12 protein-coding genes are annotated in these 21,107 nt (G+C 63.5%); 5 read left to right on the forward strand and 7 right to left on the reverse strand.

The window, feature by feature from the left end:
- Window positions 1-34: 34 nt before the first annotated feature.
- Window positions 35-8,071, reverse strand: a complete 8,037-nt coding sequence (locus FXB40_RS00190; protein WP_148769977.1) for a VCBS domain-containing protein — start codon at window positions 8,069-8,071, stop codon at window positions 35-37.
- A gap of 618 nt (window positions 8,072-8,689) precedes the next feature.
- Between FXB40_RS00190 and FXB40_RS00195 the strand changes: the two genes are divergently transcribed.
- Both FXB40_RS00195 and FXB40_RS00200 read left to right on the forward strand, forming a co-directional pair.
- Window positions 8,690-9,442, forward strand: coding sequence for a transglutaminase-like cysteine peptidase (locus tag FXB40_RS00195; RefSeq protein ID WP_148769979.1), 753 nt, complete (start codon window positions 8,690-8,692; stop codon window positions 9,440-9,442).
- A gap of 86 nt (window positions 9,443-9,528) precedes the next feature.
- Window positions 9,529-10,653: a lysozyme inhibitor LprI family protein gene (locus tag FXB40_RS00200; RefSeq protein WP_148770203.1), complete on the forward strand. Its 1,125-nt coding sequence runs from the start codon at window positions 9,529-9,531 to the stop codon at window positions 10,651-10,653.
- 211 nt (window positions 10,654-10,864) lie between these two features.
- Here FXB40_RS00200 and FXB40_RS00205 read toward each other — a convergent pair whose 3' ends face one another.
- From FXB40_RS00205 to FXB40_RS00230, 6 genes are all read right to left on the reverse strand, one after another.
- Window positions 10,865-12,064: an ABC transporter substrate-binding protein gene (locus tag FXB40_RS00205; RefSeq protein ID WP_148769981.1), complete on the reverse strand. Its 1,200-nt coding sequence runs from the start codon at window positions 12,062-12,064 to the stop codon at window positions 10,865-10,867.
- Window positions 12,065-12,137: 73 nt separating this feature from the next.
- Complete coding sequence (locus FXB40_RS00210) at window positions 12,138-13,976, reverse strand: AMP-dependent synthetase/ligase (protein WP_148769983.1); 1,839 nt, start codon at window positions 13,974-13,976, stop codon at window positions 12,138-12,140.
- A gap of 50 nt (window positions 13,977-14,026) precedes the next feature.
- On the reverse strand, window positions 14,027-14,815 hold the full coding sequence (locus tag FXB40_RS00215) for an ABC transporter ATP-binding protein (protein ID WP_148769984.1): 789 nt from the start codon (window positions 14,813-14,815) through the stop codon (window positions 14,027-14,029).
- A gap of 3 nt (window positions 14,816-14,818) precedes the next feature.
- Window positions 14,819-15,577 carry an ABC transporter ATP-binding protein gene (locus FXB40_RS00220; RefSeq protein WP_148769986.1) on the reverse strand — a complete coding sequence of 253 codons (759 nt, stop codon included), beginning with the start codon at window positions 15,575-15,577 and terminating at the stop codon, window positions 14,819-14,821.
- Complete coding sequence (locus tag FXB40_RS00225; RefSeq protein ID WP_148769988.1) at window positions 15,574-16,725, reverse strand: branched-chain amino acid ABC transporter permease; 1,152 nt, start codon at window positions 16,723-16,725, stop codon at window positions 15,574-15,576. Before FXB40_RS00225 ends, FXB40_RS00220 begins: the two co-directional genes overlap by 4 nt.
- 4 nt (window positions 16,726-16,729) lie before the next feature.
- Window positions 16,730-17,605 (reverse strand): branched-chain amino acid ABC transporter permease, encoded by an 876-nt coding sequence (locus FXB40_RS00230; RefSeq protein WP_148769990.1) that lies wholly within the window; start codon window positions 17,603-17,605, stop codon window positions 16,730-16,732.
- Window positions 17,606-17,879: 274 nt separating this feature from the next.
- On the opposite strand from FXB40_RS00230, the gene FXB40_RS00235 reads away from it, so the two are divergent.
- The 3 genes from FXB40_RS00235 (at window position 17,880) to FXB40_RS00245 (ending at window position 21,060) form a co-directional block, all read left to right on the forward strand.
- Window positions 17,880-18,629, forward strand: coding sequence for an ABC transporter ATP-binding protein (locus tag FXB40_RS00235; protein ID WP_187436578.1), 750 nt, complete (start codon window positions 17,880-17,882; stop codon window positions 18,627-18,629).
- The gene (locus FXB40_RS00240; protein ID WP_148769994.1) at window positions 18,626-20,152 is read left to right on the forward strand and encodes a permease; all 1,527 of its coding nucleotides are present in this window, start codon (window positions 18,626-18,628) and stop codon (window positions 20,150-20,152) included. Before FXB40_RS00235 ends, FXB40_RS00240 begins: the two co-directional genes overlap by 4 nt.
- A 92-nt stretch (window positions 20,153-20,244) precedes the next feature.
- Window positions 20,245-21,060, forward strand: coding sequence for an MBL fold metallo-hydrolase (locus tag FXB40_RS00245; RefSeq protein WP_148769996.1), 816 nt, complete (start codon window positions 20,245-20,247; stop codon window positions 21,058-21,060).
- Window positions 21,061-21,107: the final 47 nt, after the last annotated feature.

A 21,107-nucleotide genomic window follows, 5' to 3' on the forward strand; every position in this document is an offset into this window, starting at 1 on the left:
ACGCACGCGCAGGCGATCGGCGTCGTCCGGGCGATTATCCGGAATGAACGATGAAGTCGCTCGCGTGGAGACTGGCGGTGTTGACGCCCTTCAGGAGGATCGTGTCGGCGGCATCGATCGTGATCAGGGTATCCGCGGAGCTGGCCGGCGAGGCCGCCGCGTGCTGCGCGATCCATGCAGCGTCGATATCGGTCGCCACGACAGCGGTTAGATTGATGTGGTCCTGATTGGGCGTGAAATTCAGGATCGTGTCGTGGTTCGAATTGGCCGCGAACACGAACTGGTCCTGATAGCTGGTCCCGAAGAACACGTCCTTGCCGGTCGTACCGGCAAGACTCACGTGATCGTCCGCGCTCTCGGCGAGATTGAAAATCAGGTTGACCGTATCGGTCGCGCCGTGGCCGTCGGTCACGGAGAGCGTGACCTTGTCCGTGGAAGGCTCTCCGCTGCCTTCTCGGTATGTGACCGCCTGCAATGTCGAATTGATAGCGGCCAAAGAACCGGTCGCCGATGACGGGCTCACGTTGCTATCCGGATCCTCGGTGGCGGCAGCGATCTTGAACGTTTCACCGGCGGCAGCATCGGCATCGGTGACCGACAGGCCGTGCACGGTCACCAGCTCATCGTTGTTCTGCGTGACACTGATCTGGTCGACGTTGATCACTGGCGCGTCGTTCGCGCCGGTCACATCCACCGCGAGCGTCGCCGTGCCGGTCGCGCCATGCGCATCCGTGGTCTGGACCGTGAACGTATCGACGTAGGAGCCTTCTTGCAGCGCGTTGATTGCGGTCGCATTCGGAACGTAGCTGTAGCTGCCGTCGGAATTGACGGTGAGCGAACCATAATGCCCCGCAACTGTCGTCGTTGCATGGTGGTCCGCATTAAGGACCGAATAGGTCAGCGTGTCGCCGCTGTCGACATCCTTGCCGATCAGCTGCCCCGTGAGATTTGAGAAGGCATCGGTCGCAGCCGTGTCCGTGAGCGCGCCGATGTTGAGACCGTAGAGCGTCGGCGCGTCGTTGGCGCCGGTCAGATCCACGGTATATGTCGCCGTGGTGACGGCGCCGTGCGCGTCCGAGACCTGGACCGTGAAACTGTCCGAATAGTGGGACCCTTCCGGCAGCGCGTTGATCGACGCCGCGTCGGGCACGTAGGTGTAACTGCCGTCGTTGTTGACCGTCAGCGCGCCGTATTGGCTCGTAACCGTCGCCACCGCGTTGTGATCTGCGTTCAGCAACGCGTAGCTCAGCGTATCGCCGGTGTCGGCATCGGTCCCGGCCAGTTGGCCGGTGAAATTGGAGAAGCTGTCGGTGGCGGCCGTGTCGGTGAATTTCCCGAGGCTGCCATCGGACAACACCGGCGTGTCGTTGGCGCCGGTCACATTCACCGTGAATGTCGCCATGCCGGTCGCGCCATGCGCGTCCTTGGTCTGCACCGTGAACGTGTCGGTGTAGGAGCCGGCCGACAGCGCGTTGATCGCGGTCGCATCGGGCATGTAGTCGTAGGTGCCGTTGGAGTTGACCGTCAGCGTGCCGTAGTGGCCGGCGAGAGCCGATACCGCGTTGTTGTGCGAATCGAGCACGGCATAGCTCAGCGTCGCCGTCTCGCCATGGTCGGCATCGGCTCCAACAAGCGTTCCCGTGATATTCGAGAAGGCGTCGGCGATCGCCGTATCCACGAGCGGCCCTGTGGTCACCGCAGTCAATGTCGGCGCGTCGTTCTTGCCGGTGATCGTGACGGTCACGTCGGCGGTATCGCTCTTGCCGTACTCGTCCGTCAGCGTGATGGTCGACACAACCTTCGCTGTCTGGTCCTGGCCGAGGAAATCCAGCGCACCGTCGGCGATCGAATAGTGCCAGGCGACGGCGCCGTTGTTCTTGCCGTCCAGCTGATACGCAAACGCGGCCTTCAACGCGTCGATCTCGGCGGTCGTCAGCGACGCGGTGAGGTCGGTGGTGCCGTTGGCGGCGAGCGAGGTCACCGCCTGATCAATATGCGTCACCGTCGGACGGTCGGTCAGATCGATATCGGTGAACGCGATCGAGCCGGTCGCGGGGATTGAAGTATCGATCGTGGAGAAGTCGCTGGTCGCGGCCGCCCGCTCTGAGACGCTCGCGGCCAGCACTCCGCCGTCGGTGAAGGCCGGCGCGTCGTCGGTGGCATGGAGCGTGATCAGCGTGTGGCCGGTGCCGTCATTGCTGCCGGCGAAATGCGCGTTGCTGTAGTCAGCGCCGGTCAGGTTCAGGCTGATGTGGTTGCCGTCGGCGTCGGTGACGGTCAGCACACCGCCAGTCGAGGCATCGGCGTTGGCAACGTAAACCGCGCTGGTGCCGAGCCCGTACCTGATGGTCGACAGGTCGATCGTGTCGGTCTTGGACAACGCCGCGATTGATCCGCCGAACGTCGATGTATCAATCTGAAGGTGGGCGCCGTCGCCGGCGAGCGCGATCGTTTGCGAGACCGTGCCCTCGACCTCGAGCGTCGCGCCGGCATCGACGGTGACCGATCCCGTACCGGACAGCGAGCCGAACAGCGTCAGGTCACCAGTATGAACCTCGATGGCGCCGGTATTGGTGACGGCACCCGAGATCGACGCCGTACCCCAGCTATTGATGGTGCTGTCATTCTCAATGGTGAGGCCGGCCCCGGAAATCGAAGCGCCGTGCAGATTGATGTCGCCATGATTGACGATCGACGACGCATTGCCGAACACGCTGGTGCCTGAAACGGTCCAGGTGCCGCCCGCCTCGTTGTTGAACGTGGCGGTGGCGACCGAGATGTTGCCGTTGAGGTGGCCGCTGTTGTTGATGGTGACGTGGCCGCCGCTCTCGGCGATTGCGTAGGTTGTCGAGGTTACGCTGGCGGCATCAGGCCCGATGGTGCCGGAATTGTCGATCGTTGCGGATCCGGTCGTGTTCTCCTGGATGGAGATCGCGGCGACGCCATCGGCGCCGACCACCGTGCCGCTGTTGACGATGTGCGTCGAGCCGGCCGCGCCGGAATCGTCCTGATCGACATGAATGCCGAACGACGTCGTGCCGGTGATGTGACCGTTATTGGTGACGGTGACGGCGCCGCCGCCATGGGAGATGACATCGAGACCGACCGCGCCGGAAACGGCGCCGCCGATCGTCGTAGTAATATTGCCTGCACCGGTCGCACCGTCGTGCAGGACGATGCCGTCGCCGGCCGTGCCGGTGACGTCGCCAACCGTCGTCAGCGAGATATTGCCGATGCCGTTCTGGGTGACGACAACGCCATTGTTCGCGCCGCTCAGCGTGCCGGTCGGCGTCAGCACGACGTTGCCGCCGCTAGTCCCGCCCGACGCCGTAAAGTCGAGCGCGTCGCCGCTCGAGGTCGAGATATTGGCCGCGCCGGTGATCGTGAACGTGCCGTCCTTCGACGACGTGCCCGCAATCGTGCCGGTGAAGCTCTGACCGGCCACCTTGTCGAGCTGAAGCGTATTGGTCCCGCCAGCGAAGGTGACGGTCTGCGCATCCGCGCCGCCGAGCTCCAGCGTCGCCTTGTCGTCGATGATCAGCGTGCCGACGCCCTTCAGGCCGCCAGACAGGTTCAGCGTGCCGCTCTGGATTTCGACCGTACCGGTGTTGGTGACGCCACCTGTGACTGTGTTGAGGCCGACGCTGTAGAGATTGCCGGCATTGGTGAGGCTGCCGCCATTGATCGAGACATCTGTCAGATAGAGCTTTGACGTGCCGTCAACCGAGACCGTGCCGCCGGTGTTGGCGCTGGTGGCAGTCGTCAGCTTCAGCGTACCGCCGGTCACCACCTGCATCAACCCGTGATTGGTGATGGCGTGGATCGTCGTGGGATCTATCGTCAGCATGCCGCTGGTGACGGAGATCGCACCGGTGTTGGCAACGGTGATGTCGGCGTTGTCGATGGTGCTCGTGCCGGTCGATTCCAGCGTGCCCGCGATCGTCACGGTGCCGCCATCGATCGTCGCGTCCTGAAGATCGAGCGTCGAGCCGGATTCGGCCGACACCGTGCCATCGGTGTTGGTCACAATATTCGAGATCAGCTTCAGCGTGCCGTCGTTGATGGCAGCCAGCGTCCCGGTGTTGGTAACGGCTTCGCCGTTGATGTCGAGCTCGGCGCCATTCGCCCGGAGGGTGCCGCCATTCGTGATCGCGGTGGTGGACGTCGTCGCGACCAGCGCAAGCAGGCCGCCGAGCGTCGATTCCAGCAGATAATTGTTCGAGATATTGGCGTCGGTGATCGTCGTCGTGCCGGTCGAATCCAGCGTGCCGGAGACGGTCAGCGTGCCGCCCGTCAGGCTCGCGCCGTTCAAGGTCAGCTTCTTGCTGCCGTCGACCTTGACTGTGCCGTGACTGGTGATCGCGGTGCCCGCAACGGTGGCATCGTCGAGCGTCAGCGTGACATCACTCGCGACCGTGACACCGCCCTTGTTCAGGGTCGCATGACCGTCGATCGCGCTGTCGCCGCTGACGGCGATCGCGCCGCCCGACGCGCCGCTGTAATTGTTGATGGTGCCGCCGGTGATCTCGGTGCCGGATAGCGTCAGCGTCTTGCCATCGTCGACCTGCACCGTGCCGTTGTTGGTGACGATGTCGTTGAGCAGCGTCGCAGCGCCCGCGATCTCCAGCGTACCGGTGTTGGTGATTGGCCCCTTGGCAGAAGCGGAGGCGCCCTGGATCCTGGCGCCGCCCTGAAGCTTGACGGTGTTGTCGAGCTCGATGCTGGCATTGTCGGTGATGACCGAGCCGGACACGGTAATGCCGTCCAGCGTCAGCTTGGCATCGGCCGTAACCGCGCTCGTGCTCAGGGTCGCGCCGCCGTTGATTGTGCTTGCGCCGGTGACGTCGATGCTGCCGGCGCCCTTGATGGCGCCGCCGCTGATCGTGGCGCCGCTCAGGGTCAACGCGGCATCGACAATGACGTTGCCGCTGGAATTATCGACCGTAGAACCCGGACCGATGGCGAGCGCACCTGTGAGCACCTCAATGGTGCCGGCATTGGTGACGTTCTCGCCGGTCAGCGCGTTGCCGGTACCGGTGACATTGAGGGTGCTGTTGTTCTTCAGGATGCCGTTGCTGAGTACGGCGTTGCCGGTGAGGTCGAGCTCGCCGTTGTTCGTGATCGTGCCGACACCCGTCACGCCGGTAATCACGAGCGTGTCGCCGCCATCCGTCGTGTCGCCGCCCTGCGGTGCCTCAGCGCCGAGCACCGTCAAGCCGGAAACGCTGGTGGGCGCACCACCATCGAGCGTGGCGCCATTGACGATCAGCTTGCCGCTGCCATCGACCTTGACGGCGCCCCTGTTGGTCACGCTGGAGTTCTGATCGATCGTCAGGGCGGCGTTCGCCCACACCTCGATCGTGCTCAGAGATGAATTGACGACGGTCTCGTGCGCGAACTCTGTCGCGCCCATGACGTTGACTGTGCCCGAATTGTTCAGCGCGCCGTTCTCGATCAGGCTGGTGCCGTCGAGCTCCAGCGTGCCGAGAATGGTAACGGTGCCGCCGTCGACCGTTGTGGCGTTGACGATCAGCTTGGCGCCGCCATCCACCTTGAGGGTGCCGCCCGCATTGTGGATCTCGGTCAGCGTCGTCAGCGTGCCGCCGAACAGCTCGATCGTACCGGAGTTGGTGATCGACGTCCCGCTGGCGAAATCGCCGCCACCGTCGAGCGTCAGGTACCCGGCATTCGTGAGGACGCTCGTGCCGGAAAATTCCGCCTTGCCGCCGACCGAGATGCTGCCTGCCGCCAGATTGGTGAGCTTTGAATCGGCACCGAGCGTGAGCGTCGTGGCGATCGTCAACGAACTCTTGTTGATCACCTCCGGGGCCTTGTGGCCGGCGTTGGTGTCGAAGTCGTTCATCGTCAGCGAATGGGCGTATGCGGCTGCGTCGATCGTGACGGGATAGGACGGCGTCAGCCCATGCAGCTGATCGGTGATGACGATGACGTCGTCACTGATCGTCGGCACGTTGCCGGTTTCCCAATTCGCGCCGTCCTTCCAGAAGCCGCCCGAAGGAGCCCCCGGCTTGTTCGTCGCGATCCACACCACGGCAGGCGCATCGGTGCCGGTGATCGTGACCGTAACGGTCTGGTCCGAGGTCGCGCCTTGCGAATCCGTGACCGTCACGGTGTAGGTCAGCGTCAGCACCTGGCCCTTCGGGATGAAGTCGGCGAGGTAGACGGGGATATCTCCGAGCGACCAATTGATCGTTCCGGTGCCGGACCCGGTGCTGTCATGACCAGACGCGATCGAGACCGAGAGATCATTGGCAAAGAAGTTGTAGATGCTCTGGGGCACGGTGCCGCCGGGCAGGACCGCGCTGAATTTGGATACCGACACGGTGTGGGTGTCGGTGAGGTCGACATCGGTGAAGGTCAGCGTGCCCGACGTCGGCACCTTGGTGGCGAGCGGGCCGCCCGGGACGCTGGTGCCGCCGGCAAAGGTGATGGTCGGGACGCTCGATGTGATCACCGGCTGGTCGTTGGTGCCGGTGATGGTAATGGTGAAGGTTTGGGTGGCGAATTCATTGTTGACGGTGAAGTTGTTGTCGACACGGATCGTGTAGGTCAGCGTCAACGTTTCGCCGGCTGCGAGAAAATCGAAGGCGTGGTCTGGAATGCTGTAAGTCCAATGCACCGAGCCGTTATTGGCGTTGCCGGAATCCGGAACGGCCGTGATGACGATCTCGGTCGCCGCGATATCGGCCTTCTGAAGGTCCGACAGCCCCGCGGTGACATCCTGCTGGCCGGCATTCTGGTAGGTGAAGGACGTGAAAGTGATCTGCCCCGTCGGCCGATCGCCGATATTGAGATCGAGGAAGGTAAAGAAGCCGCCGACCGTATCCAGATCCGCGGTATCGTCCGTGTGGCCGGCGCGCTCGGTGAGGGAGAACGCCGTCTTCGGATTACCGCCTTGATCGAGGCTCGCCACCAATGGCTTGCCGGGAATGCGGTCGCCCCCCTTGTCCGCCCCACCTTGCCCAGAGCCGTTACCATTGCTGACGGTGTTGGTGAAGGTCGCGGTCGCTGTGGCGCCGGTGTCCGTCTTGGCAAAGGCGAGGTTGCCGCTCTGCGTGATCGTGTCGGTGAAGTTCGTGGTCAGCTTGGTGTTGGTGTTGTTGTCGGTGAACTTCAGCGTGAAGACGTCCGTGATCAGCTTCTGCACGTCCGGCGACAGAAGCCCGTTGGTGATCGAGACGTTGCCGCCGCTGATCTGGATCATCTGGCCGGCCTGGTTGACCGTCGCGATCGGCAGCAGGGTCAGCTTGTCGAACAGGATGTAGGAGCCGGTGGTACCGTTCGGCTCGACGAGCACCTGGAAGTTCGCCTGCGGCTGCGGATCGCCGCCACCGGAAGGAACGACGAAATTGATCTCGGTCAGCACCGCCGTGCCGCGGATGCCCATGGTGGCTACCGGCGTATCGATCTTCATGTCGCCGTGCTTGGCGGTCTCGCCGGCGACGAAGGTGATGGTGCCCGCGACCAGGCTGAGCAGCGAGGAATTGTTCGACCCGTTGGGGTCGTAGACCATCTCGTTCAGCACCATCCGCGCGTTGGAGGACAGGCCGAACACGGTGCCGTCGATGAAGGTGACACCGAGCGTCGAATCCGAACCGGTCGAAACCACGTCGCCCTTCTCGACGTTGTCGCCGTTGTTCAGGATCACCGAGACGCCGTTGCGGATCGCGGTCGCGCTGCCGGTCAGCTTGATGACGTGGCCGATGACCTGCGCCGCGGAGGCACCGGGCGCGGCCTGCGCGACCTGGACGTAACCCGTGAGCGCACTGACGATGTCGCCGGTAAGATGGGCGCCGTCCGGCGAGGCGATCGCGGCGCGCTTGTCGCCCCTGAAATAATCGTGAACGACGAACTCATGGCCGTCGTGCGACAGCACGAGATCGACACCCGTGCGCTTGAACTCGCCGTTGAAGATCAGGTTGGGGTCGGCAATGACGACCGCGCCTTCGGGCACGTGGCCATGCGCTTTGGCAGAAAATGAATCGAGATGATGGCCATTCGATTGGCCATCAAGGGAGAGCGCGGCGTCAAATTTGCCAGCGTAGTTCAACCGGGCACCGTAAAAAGGGTTAAAATCTAAGTAAGTATCCACCGCCTAAGCTTGCATAGCATTACCAAGTCCTTAGCGAAACCATCTATTGCTTGTGTGATTTCGCATCACTTGGTCGCCCACGACTATGCCTACGGCGACATCCACAGATTATCTGAAGTATTTTTTTGAATATTTTGCAGTCGAATCAGGCTTATTGCGCACATTTCCAGTCATCCAAAGTAATCAGCCGTAGGGGTTTGACGGCAGATACTTGTGTCATCTTTTCTTCGTAGTCCCCCGCGACATCCTGCGGCAAATACGGAGTTAAATCTGTGATCCAACTAACAGAACCCGTGAAATAGCGGGTCGTTAGCCATAGGCGAAGATTCGGCCCGCCAACAACTTCTGCCTGTAATTTGATCTATTTCGCGGCATCGCGGCACCTCTTAGCCGGCGAATCGTAAAATTTTACGCAATTTGGCCAAGCCCGGTTCAGCCTGCCCCACGGTTTCGGCGCCCCGCCCAAGCGCGTTAAGCAGAACAAAACGGCCCACCTCGCACTATCTCCGCGAAAGCAACAAACCCGGCACGTCAAGGTCGAGGGGGACCTGGCGAAGCCGGATAAGGGGATGTCAGATGGAGACCGCTGCTCGCTCGCGCGCCTGGCGCGCTATCCTTGTCGTGTGCGGATTGATCCTGTTTGGATCGGCCGCCGACCTTCGTGCCGGCACATTGCTGTCGCCCGGCGCAGGCATGCTCGTGCGCAAATCGGCCGAGCCGTTCGGCGTGTTCGCCTTCGCCATTTCCACCGGTGGCCTGCGCCAGAAATGGTTCGCGCTGAAAGAGAAGCTCGATGACGACATGGTGCAGCTCGCGCTGTGCGATGGCGACCGTGACAATTGCGCCTCGCCCGCAGCGCTGAAACTGCTCGCCATCGTCGACCAGGCCCGCACCCGCGACGGTCGCGCGCTGCTCGGCGAGACCAACCGCGCCATCAACCTCGCCATCCGCGCCGAAAATGACGGTGCCGAGGACATCTGGAGCTCGCCGCTCGAGACCTTCGAGCGTGGCGCCGGCGATTGCGAGGATTACGCCATCGCCAAGCTCGCTGCGCTGCGGCTTGCAGGTGTCGCCGCGGAGGACCTTCGCCTCGTCGTGGTGCGCGACACCCGTAACGGCGAAGGCCATGCGGTTGCCTCGGCAAAGCTCGACGGCCACTGGCTGATGCTGGACAACCGCCGCATGGCCATGGTCGAGGATGACGACGCGCGCAACTACCAGCCGCTCTACGTGCTCTATCAATCCGCCGTGCTGAAATATGTCGGCGAACCCGTACGGGGCGAGAGCCAGCGGGTGTCGATGGTGTCGGCCGAGGCCGAAGCGCGGTGATCCGGGTGTAACCACCCGCCACAAATCCATTTCGCCGCACGGTCCGGGACGCTAGCATGGTCACGACCATGCTGGGGACAATTGGAATGCGGTTGATCGTGCTGACTGTGCTTGCGCTGCTGGCTTGGCCGGCGGCATCAGGCTTCGCGCAATCCGGCACATCCGATCGCTCCGTTGCCGACAGGCTGCCGCTGTTCGCCAGGAACAACTGCCAGCAGATCCGCGACCCCGGCAATCAATTATTCTGCGGTGACGCCGAGCTGTCCGCCGCCGCCGAGAAGCTCAACACCGCCATCGAGGCGCGGCTCGCCCGCCTGCCCGATCGCCTGCCTGGCATCGAAGAGAACGCGATCTGGATCCGCCAGCGCAATCTCGGTTGCGGCATCGTCGGTCAGACCGCGATCCGTACTGAGGATTTCGACCGGGTGAAGGCCTGCCTTCTCAAGGTGACCGAGGATCGCGCCACGATCGTGCGCGATCCGGATTTCGACTGTCTTGCGGCCAACACCGCGGCCGGCGCGCTGATCTGTGCGGACCCGTCGCTGGCGCTGACCGAGACCGAGCTCAACAGCGAGGTGCTTGGCCTGATCGGCAGGCTGGACCCGACCGCGGCACGTTTTGCCTTCGCCGAATACGGCCGCTGGACCCGCGAGCGCGATCGCAAGTGCAATCTGGTCGGCAAGGAGAACGTGCCGCTTGCGGAGCTCGAGGCCGCGGAAGATTGTCTCGCCGATTATCTCAAGCGCAAGACCGACGAGATCGCCGCCGCCAAGGGCGATCCGAAGAAGGTGTTCGGCCGCCAGGTCGCAGCCAGGGAGCCCGACACCGACGCCGTCGATTTCTGCGCCGCGCGCATCCACGCCGCCAATTCGTGCGGCAATTTCCTCCGCATCAACCGCGTCTACGCGCTCGACAGCCAGGTGACCGATCAGGAGGCGCAGGTCACCGGCGAGATCGAGATGGTGGTGCTGGCGCCGTTCACTGCCTGCAGCAAGGTCGCCACCACCTGCACCGGTACCTGCTGGGACCTCAGCACCGGCCGCCCGCAACCGGGAGCCGCCAACAAGGAGCGCTCCGCAGCGGCCTTCAACGTCACGCGCCGCCTGCGAATCCAGCGGACCTTTGCTTTCGTGAAAGCCGCCGACGGCTGGCGCTGCCGCGAAGACGAGCTGGCGCCGGTGAGCTCGGGCACCGCGGGCGGGGGGTCGTAGGTCTCTTACCCTCCCCTGGAGGGGTCCGAGACGAGCGCAGCCCGCTCGTGGGTCGGCTCACATTGAGCGCCGCGAAGCGTGAGACGGGGTGGGGTGACAGTCTCTCCACATCAAGCGCTGCCTGTGTTGAGAGATCACCCCACCCCGCTCGCGCTCCGCGCGATCGACCCTCCCCCTCCAGGCCCCTCCAGGGGAGGGTGAAGGCGAAAAATCAAAACATCAGATTGTCTTTCACCAGCACCCAGCGGCCGCCCTTGACCTGCTGCACCTGGGTAATGGTGTTGGCGAGGTGGTCGGTCTTGGAGAATTTGGTCGGCGGCGAGTTGAAGATGTCGAGGAATTTTTCGCCGGACTCGAGTGAATCAAGCATCTTCTGCCCGGTCAAATCCTTGCCCGCCTTGTCCGCATAGAAGGCGAACGTCGTCACCGCATTGTAGCCGATGATCGCCTGCGTATTGGCGTCGGTGCCGAACATCTTCTTGTAGTTGATCAGCCAGTCGTGGACCTTGCCCTTGGCGGTGTCCTCATACGGGATCTCGAAACCCGAGGCCGCATAGAGGCCCTCGACCGCCTCCTTGCCCAGCGTCGGCACCTCCAGCACGTTGGTCGGCGTGGCGCCGAGGAAAGTGACGTCCCAGCCGAGCTTCTTGGCCTCACCCATCGCGCCGATGGTCTCGCGGATCACGGTGCCGAGCACGACGAGATCGCAGCCGTCGGACTTCATCTTGGCGACCTGGGCGCTGAAATCGGACGCGCCGCGCTTGTAGCTCGTGATCGAGGCGGGCTGCAGCTTCATCGCGGCAAGCTGCTGGTTGAAGCCGTCGAGCACGTTCTTTCCGTACTCGTCGTCCTGATGCATGATGCAGGGTTTCTGAAAACCTTTCCACTCCACCATGTATTTCAGCGCGGCGCGGGTGCTCTCGACGTAAGGCAGCAGATTGTTGAACTTGAGCCGCTCCTGCGGCTTGGCCGGGTCGAACTTGAAGGTGAACTCGGCCGCCGTCAGCGGAAACAGCTGCAGCACGCCGGCGTCGAACAGGATGTCCTGCGCGGCCAGCGTCGGCGCCGACCCCATCGAGCCGATCATGACGAAGATCTTGTCGCGCTCGACCATCTTCTGCGAGGCCAGCACGCCCTTCTTCGGATCGTAGCCGTTGTCCTCGAGGATCATCCTGATCTTGCGGCCCTGGATGCCGCCGGCCGCATTGATCTCCTCGACGGCCATCTTCATGCCGTTGGAGACGGGTACACCCCAGACCTTGATCGGACCCGACAGATCCTGGTGGGTGCCGATGACGATCTCGCCCGCCGAGATGCCCTCATTTGTGACCTTGGTTTGCGCCGCGGCCGGCAGACAGGTGAGCGCCACCGCACCCACAGCAAGGCCGAACGCTCTCAACGATTTCGACATTGACGTCTCCTCCTTAGGCCTATGTTGCACGAAGGGCGTGGCCATCGCTCCTTCGCTGTTTTCCAAGCGAGACTCAGGCGACCGCGCGCGCGAGATACATCGCGTCGATCTCGACGGCGTAGCGCTTGTTCACGAAATTGCGCTTCAGCTTCATGGTCGGCGTCAGCTCCTCGTCCTCCGGGGTGAGCTGGCGTTCGATCAGGTAGAACCTCTTGATGGTCTCGACGCGCGCGAAGTTCGCGTTGACGCCTTCGATCTCGTGCCAGATCAGGTCCTGGATTTCGCTAGCCCGGCACAGGCTGGCGTAATTGGTGAAGGGGATGTCGTGGTCCTGGGCGAATTTCTCGACATTCTCCTGGTCGATCATCACGAGGCAGGTGAGATAGGGCCGCTTGTCGCCGATCACGACGGCATCGGAAATGTAAGGCGAGAATTTGAGCTGGTTCTCGATCTCCGATGGCGTGATGTTCTTGCCGCCGGAGGTGATGATGATGTCCTTCATCCGGTCGGAGATGCGGACGAACCCCTCATTGTCGATGGTGCCGACGTCGCCGGTGCGCAGCCAGCCGCGGGCATCGATGGTCTCCGCCGTCTTCTCGGGCTGGTTCAGATAGCCCATGAACAGGAAGTCGCCCTTGATCAGGATCTCGCCGTCGGGCGACAACGCGACCTCGCCCCACGGCACGGCCGTGCCGACCGAGCCGAGCTTGATCCGGTCCCCCGGCATCATGGTCGCGACGCCACAGTTCTCGGTCTGGCCATAGACCTCGTGGATGTCGATGCCGAGCGCGAGATACCAGCGGATCAGATCCGGCGCGATTGGCGCAGCACCCGTGAAGGCGATGCGGCAGCGATCGAGCCCGATCATGCGGCGGATGTTGCGAAAGGCGAGCTGGTAAGCGACGCGGTTGGCGACACGCAGCGCCAGCGACGGCGTCTTGCCCTCGATCCGGCAATCGACCATGCGGTAGCCGATCGCGATGGCGCGGCGATAGACCCATTGCTGGAGCGGCGTCGCATCCTTCAGCGCGATAGTGATGGCGGAATAGAATTTTTCCCAGATGCGCGGCACCGCGAGGAACACGGTCGGCTGCACCTCGCGTAAGTTGTCCGGCACGGTCTCGGGACTCTCGGCAAAGTTCATCACCGAGCCGAGCGCGACCGAGATGTAGTACCCGCCGATGCGCTCGGCGACGTGGCAGAGCGGCAGGAAGATCAGCCGGTCCTCGTCCTCCCGCGCCGGAATGAAGTCGTTGGCGTGCCGCATCTGGTGCGTGACGCTGCGGTTGGCATGCATGGCGCCCTTGGGCGGGCCGGTGGTGCCGGATGTGTAGACCAGCACCGCAAGATCTTCCGCCTGAGGGCCGTTGATCATCTCCTGCCACAGCGCCTCGCGGCCGACCATGTGGTTGCGGCCGAGCGCACGAAACGCGTCGAGTGACATCACCATGTCGTCGGCGAAGCCGCTGAGGCCCTCCATGTCGAACACGACGATCCGTTGCAGGCTGGGACAGCGCGCGCGGCAGGCCAGGATCTTGTCGAGCTGCTCCTCGTTCTCGGCGAAGATCACCCGCGTCGCGGAATCATTGACGAGATACTCGACCTGGGCCGCCGCATCGGTCGGATAGATGCCGGAGGAGACGCCCCCGGCGCACAGGATACCCATGTCGGCGTAGATCCATTCGGGCACGGCGTTGGCGATGATCGAGGCGACGTCGCCCGGCCTGAAGCCGATCGCATGGAGGGCGTAGGCGATCTCCTTCGATATCTGCAGCCATTCGCGCCAGCTCGTCGGCTGCCAGATGCCGAATGTCTTCTCGCGGATCGCAGGCTTGTCGCCGCGCACCTCTGCTGCGCGCAAAAAGCTCCTCGCGATCGTATCAGCGACCGTCAGCACCGCCGGTCGGGCCATGCGCGTCTCCTCGTTGCCGCTTTAACGCAAACTCTTCATCGCCAAGTTTTTCACCGCCAGGTCTTCTTCTTTTTCCAGCGCCGCTCGCCGCGTGCGCCGGCTTCCTTGGCGCCAAGGTAGAACTCCTGGATGTCCTGGGAATGCATCAAGCGGTCGCAGCTGTCGTTCATCACGACGCGGCCGATCTCCAGCACGTAGCCGTAATGCGCGGTCTCCAGCGCCACGCGCGCGTTCTGCTCAACCAACAGGATCGACATGCCCTGCTCCTCGTTGACGCGGCGGATGATGGTGAAAATCTCCTTCACCAGGATCGGCGACAGGCCAAGCGATGGTTCGTCTAGCAGCAGCAACGTCGGCCGGTTCATCAGCGCGCGGCCGATCGCGAGCATCTGCTGCTCACCGCCGGAGAGCTGGCCGGCCGGCTGATTGATGCGCTCCTTCAGCCGCGGGAAATAGCCGTAGACCCGCTCCAGATCCTCCGCGACACCGTCGCGATCGCTGCGCGGATAGGCGCCCATCATCAAATTCTCGCGCACCGAGAGGAACGGGAACACCTCGCGCCCCTCCGGCACATGGCTGAGGCCGAGCCGCACGATGCGATCGGCTTCCATGCGCTGGATCGGCTTGCCCATGAACTCGATCGAGCCCTTTTGCGGATCGAGAATGCCCGAGATCGTCTTCAGCACCGTGGTCTTGCCAGCGCCGTTGGCCCCGAGCAGCGTGACGATGCGGCCGCGCGGCACCTCCAGCGAGATGCCGCGGATCGCCATGATCGGCCCGTAATAGCTCTCGATGTTGGAGAGTTTCAGGATGATATCGGGCGCCAGTGTCGCATCCATGCATCACGCTCCCAGATACGCGGCGACGACGTCGGGGTGCTGCTGCACCTCCGTGGGCGAGCCCATCACCAGCACGCGGCCGTAGTTCAGCGCGATGACGCGGTCCGAGACGCGGTTGACCAACGTCATGTCGTGCTCGACCATCAGCACGGTCACGCCGAGCTCGTTCTTCAGGTCGCGGATCCAGAACGACATGTCGTCGGTCTCCTCGACATTGAGGCCGGAGGACGGCTCGTCGAGCAGGATCAGTTTTGGTTCCGAGCAGAGCGCGCGTGCGAGCTCGATGACCTTGCGCACGCCGTAAGGCAGGCCCGAGATCAATTTATCACGGTACGGTTCGAGATCGAGGAACTCGATGACTTGCTCGACCCGGCGGCGGTGCACCTTCTCGCCCGCGCGCACGCTCGGCAGGAACAGCAATTCCTGCCAGAGCTGCGTGCTGGAATGCCGGTGGCGCCCGACCAGGAGGTTGGACAGCACCGTCGCATTCTCGAACAGCTCGATGTTCTGGAAGGTCCGGGCGATGCCCAGCCTGGCGATATCGTAAGGCGGCTCTTCCGTGATGTCCTGGTCCTCGAAAAAGATGCGGCCCGAGGTCGGCCGGTAGATCCGCGAGATCAGGTTGAAGATCGAGCTCTTGCCCGCACCGTTCGGCCCGATGATCGAGAGGATCTCGCCCTTCTCGACCGCAAACGACACCGCATCGACGGCCTTGAGGCCCCCGAAATGCAGCGACAGGTTCTCGGCGCGGAAATAGCTCATCGGTTCCGCTCCGACTTCACGTAGATCTTCTGCCGCTTGAAGGTCGCGCGCTTGTAGAGCGGGAATAGCTGGAAGAAGAGCTTGATCTTCAGCCAGCGGCCGTAGATGCCGAGCGGCTCGAACAACACGAACAGCATGATGATGATGCCATAAATCGCGCCCTTCAGCCCGTTCAGCGAGGCAAAGGCCGCGACCTTGGACTGGATGTTTGCCGCGGTCGCCGTGCCCGCGCCGAACGTCGCGGCGATGCCGGCGATGATGCCGGGCATGTCGTCCTTCAGATAGGTCAGGAACGGATCGATCATCACGATGAAGATCGCGCCCAGCACAGCGCCATGCAGGCTGAAGGTGCCGCCGATCAGGATCACCATGATGAACTCGATCGAGAGCTGCAGCGTGAACATCTCTGGCGAGATGAAGGAGAGCTTGTGCGCGAACAGCACGCCGGCAAAGCCGGTGATCGCCGCCGAGATCGCAAAGGACTTCACCTTATAGAGCGCGACATTGACGCCCATGCTGCGCGCTGCTGTCTCGCTGTCGCGGATCGCGACGAAGGCGCGCCCTGTCGGCGACCGCAGCAGGTTGAGCGTGCCGACGATGGTCAGCACCAGCACCGCAAGGCAGAGGAAATAGAAGGTCGGGCTGTCGCGCGAGACGGTGACACCGAGCAGCGACACCGCTTTGACCCGCAAGCCCTCATTGCCGTTGGTGACGCTTTCCCAGCGCGCCAGAATCTCCTCGACGATGAAGGCAAAGGAGATGGTGGCGATGACGAGATAGATACCTTGCAGCCGCAGCGCCGGAAAGCCGACCAGCGCGCCGATGCAACCGGTCAGGACGCCGGCCGCGAGGAAATAGACCGGGAACGGTACATTATACTTCTGCAGGTAGGCGGCCGTGTAGGCACCGATCGCGAGGAACGCGGCGTGGCCGAGCGAGGCCTGCCCGGTAAAGCCGGTCAGGATCATCAGCGCGACGCCGACGGTGGCATAGATGCAGACGAAGACGAGCTGGCTCATCAGGTAGCTGGAGAGCACGTAGGGCGCGATCAGCAGCACGGCGAGCAAGAGGCCGTAGGAGGCGACATAGCCGGAATGCGGAAACAGCCTGATGTCGTCCTCATAGTCGGTCTTGAACAGGAAGCGCATGCGTTCAGACCTTCTTGCGGGCGTGAAGGCCGAACAGGCCTTCGGGCTTCAGCAGCAGCACGGCCAGCAGCACGAGGTAGGGCGCGACGTCCTTCCAGCCCTCCGCCAGATAGAACCCGGCCATGCTCTCGATGACGCCGATCAGCACGCCGCCGACCACCGCGCCGGGGATCGAGCCGAAGCCGCCGAGCACGGCGGCCGGAAACGCCTTAAGGCCAAGCACGAGGCCGACATTGGAGTGAATGAAGGTGATCGGCGCCAGCAGCACGCCGGCGCAGGTCGCGACCGCCGCGCTGATCGCCCAGACGATCGACACCACGCGCTTGACCGGGATGCCCATGTAGTACGCCGCCAGCATGTTCTCGGAGCTGGCGCGCATCGCGGTGCCGAGCGTGGTCTTGTTGAAGAACAGCCAGAGCAGCGCACACAGGATAACGGTGGCCGCGATCACCGAGAGCTTGTCATGGGCGAGCACCAGCGAGCCGATGCGCAGCACGCCCTGGCTGAACGGCGTCTCGATCTTGAAATCGTCGGTGCCCCAGATCATGCCGGCGACCGAGCGCAGGAAATAGCCGAGGCCGATGGTGGCCATGATGATGGAGAATTGCGGATAGCCGAGGATCGGCCGCACCACGATCCGCTCCGCCAGCATGCCGAACAGCGCCATGGCGGCCACCGCACCGGCAAAGCCGATCCAGTAGTTCAGGCCCATCATGCCGATGAAGGTGAAGGCGAAGAAGCCGCCCAGCATCATCAGATCGCCCTGGGCGAAATTGACGACCTCGGTGGCCTTGTAGACGAGCACGAAGCCGAGCGCGATCAGGCCGTAGACGCAGCCGAGCGCAACACCGCTGACCAGCTGCTGAACGAAATCCAGCATCGCCGCGTCCTCCCGATGCAACCCGCGGTTCTTGACGACCGCCTTGCCGCATCTTGTGTCCAGCCGCTACGCAGTCGTTTCGCCGCGTGAGCTGTCATTTGTCCCGACGCCAATTCAGCCTGAACGCCCGAGCCCTGTCAACAAACGGTGACTTGTTAGGTATCTTGCCTTTAGTCCAAGACGGATGCTGGAATTTGCGGCAGCGCGATTCACCGTGCCGAAACATCTTCGGGTCATGGTCGCGACCGATGCAAAACCGGATGGTGTGGCCGTCATGAAGCCGGACAGCTCGGCGCTCGAAGTTTTGGGGTTAACGAAGCGTTTTGACCGTTTGGCGGTCGATAGTCTCGATCTCACCATCCATGCCGGTGAATTCTATGCGCTGGTCGGCCCCAACGGTGCCGGCAAGACCACCACTTTACGCATGGTCGCAGGCCTGTTGCGGCCCGACGACGGCGGCGTGTCGATCTTCGGCATCGATGCGCTCAAGAATCCGGTCGCGGCCAAGCAGGTGATGGCGTGGGTGTCCGACGAACCCATGATCTATGACAAGCTGACGCCGCTTGAGTACCTCGAATTCGTCGCCGGCCTCTGGGGCATCGCGCCGTCCGTTTCAAAACCGGTCGCCGAGGAACTCCTGAGCTCGCTCGGGCTCGAACCGCACCGGCACGAGCGCTGCGAAGGGTTCTCCAAGGGCATGCGCCAGAAGGTGGCGCTTGCCGGTGCGCTGGTGCACGATCCCCGCCTGATCATCCTCGACGAGCCGCTGACCGGCCTCGACGCCGTCTCCGCCCGCCATGTGAAGGGCCTGTTGAACGAGCGCGTTCAGGCCGGCTGCACCATCATCATGACCACACATATTCTGGAGGTGGCAGAGCGCATGGCCGACCGCATCGGCGTGATCGCCGCGGGCCGCCTGGTCGCCGAGGGCACGCTGACCAAGCTGCGCCAGCAAAACGGCCATGCCGACACCAGCTTGGAGGATCTCTTCATCGCGCTGGTGACGCTCCAGGAAGCGGCATGAGCTCGGCGACCGCCCTTTCGTGGTTTGCCCGTCACGAGCTTCGGCTCGCCTGGCGCGAATGGTTCGCCATGATGACGGGCGGCCGGCGCAGGCGCGCCCGCGCCGCCGTGATCGGCCTGCTGTTCTTCGCCGCATTGCTGCATGTGCCGGCCTGGGCCGTGATCGGCCGCTTCGCCAATCTGCAACTGCCGCTCGACAAATCCTCGCTGATCGTGATCTCGGCGACGATCTTTCTCGCCTGGACCTTGATGCTGTCGCAAGCGATCGAATCCGTGACGCGGGTATTTTACGCCCGCGCCGATCTCGATCTCATCATGTCCTCGCCGGCAACACTGGCCAACCTGTTCTCGGTGCGCATCGCCGCGATTGCGCTTACCGTGACGACCATGGCGCTGCTGTTCTCGACGCCCTTCATCGACGTGCTGGTGATCGGCGGCGGAGCGCGGTGGCTTGCCGCCTTCGGCGTCGTCATCGCGATGGGCCTGTCAGCCGCGGCGATCGCGATCGCCATCACCATCGCGTTGTTTCGCCTGATCGGCCCGGCGCGCACGCGCTTCGTGGCCCAGATCCTGGCTGCGATCATCGGCGCGGGTTTTGTGATCGCGCTCCAGGTTGCGGCGATCATCTCCTACGGCACGCTGTCGCGCTTCACTATCCTGACATCGGGCACCCTCGCCGCCCACGCGCCCGACATCGACAGCATCTGGTGGTGGCCGGCAAGGGCGACCATGGGCGACAGCGAGGCGCTACTGCTGCTCCTCGCACTCGGGCTGGTGCTGCTCGGATGCGTCATGGCGATCTTCTCGCGCCGCTTCGCCGACACCGCGATCGACGCTGCCGCCTACGGCATATCCAGCCGCAAGCGCGCGAAGGAGCGTCCGTTCCGAGGTGGATCGCGGCAGCAGGCGTTGCGGCGCAAGGAATTCGTGCTGCTCTGTCGCGATCCCTGGCTGATCTCGCAAACCTTGATGCAGCTGCTCTATCTGGTACCCCCGGCGCTGCTGCTCTGGCGCAGCTTTGGTGACAGTTCCGCGGCACTGACGCTGATCTCGCCCGTCATCGTGATGGCGGCGGGTCAGCTCGCAGGCGGGCTCGCCTGGCTGACGATCTCGGGCGAGGACGCCCCCGATCTGGTTGCGACCGCGCCGTTGACGCCCACGAGCGTCATCCGTGCCAAGATCGAGGTGGTGCTGATCGCGATCGCCGTCATCTTCAGCCCGTTGGTGGCCGCGCTGGTTTTCGCCTCGCCATTCCAGGCCGCGGTCACGGCCGCCATGATCACCGTCAGTGCGGCCTCCGCCACCGCGATCCAGCTCTGGTTCCGCGTCCAGGCCCGGCGCAGCCAATTCCGCCGTCGCCAGACCTCGTCGCGGCTCGCGACCTTCGCCGAAGCCTTCTCCTCGATCGGCTGGGCCGCCACCGCCGCGCTGCTGCTCACACTGCCCACCGCCGGCATCGTCAGCGGCCTTATCACCGCGGGCCTGGTCGCGATGACCTGGAGGTTCAGCCCGCGCAGGGATTGAAGCTGCGACACTGACGCGCTGTTGATCGCGTCCTGTTGGCCACGCGCTGCATTGCACGCTAGACTTTCCCCTGACGTCATTGGGGACTGGACATGTGGCGATTCATTTCGGCGGCATTTGCGCTGTTGAGCGCATGTCTCTCACCTGGCCTCGCCCAGCAACCACCTCAACGCAGCGAATGCCTGGCCATGGCGAATGCTGCGCCCCGCGCCATGCCAGTCGCTTTCCGGCAGGCGGCCGCCGCGGCCGAGGTCGAGATCACCTATGCCGGCCACTCCACTTATTTCATCGACACGCCGGGCGGTCTGCGCATCGCGACTGATTATAGCGGCGCCTATCAGGTCGGCCGGCTGCCCGATGTCGTCACCATGAACCGGGCCCACAGCACCCACTACTCTCTCAATCCCGATAAGCGGATTCCCCACGTGCTGCATGGCTGGGGCGACGACGGCAAGCCGGCAATCATTTCGGAACGCATCGGTGACACACTGATCCGCAACGTCACGACCGACATCCGCCGCTACTTCGGCGACGATTCCGGCACGGACATGATCCGCGATGGCAATTCGATCTTCATCTTCGAGGTCGCGGGCCTTTGCATCGGCCATCTCGGTCATCTCCATCACAAGCTCGACGACAGCCATTTCGCACAGATCGGGCGGCTCGACATCGTGATGGTGCCGATCGACGGCACCTACACCATGTCGCTCGACGGCGTCTCGGAGATCACCAAGCGCCTGCGCGCCTCCGTGGTGCTGCCGATGCACCGCTTCGCCACCCCGCTCGATGAATTCATGCGCAGGATTGGCCAGCAGTTCGAGATCGACCGCCGCACCGAGCGTTCCTTGCGGATGTCGCGGGATACGCTGCCGACGACGCCGACCGTGATCATTCTCGACGGGGTCTGACGCGCAATTTTCTCCAAGTCGGCTGTCGTCCGGTCGTGCTGATCTCC

Source organism: Bradyrhizobium rifense, assembly GCF_008123425.1.
Taxonomy (GTDB): Bacteria; Pseudomonadota; Alphaproteobacteria; order Rhizobiales; family Xanthobacteraceae; genus Bradyrhizobium; species Bradyrhizobium rifense.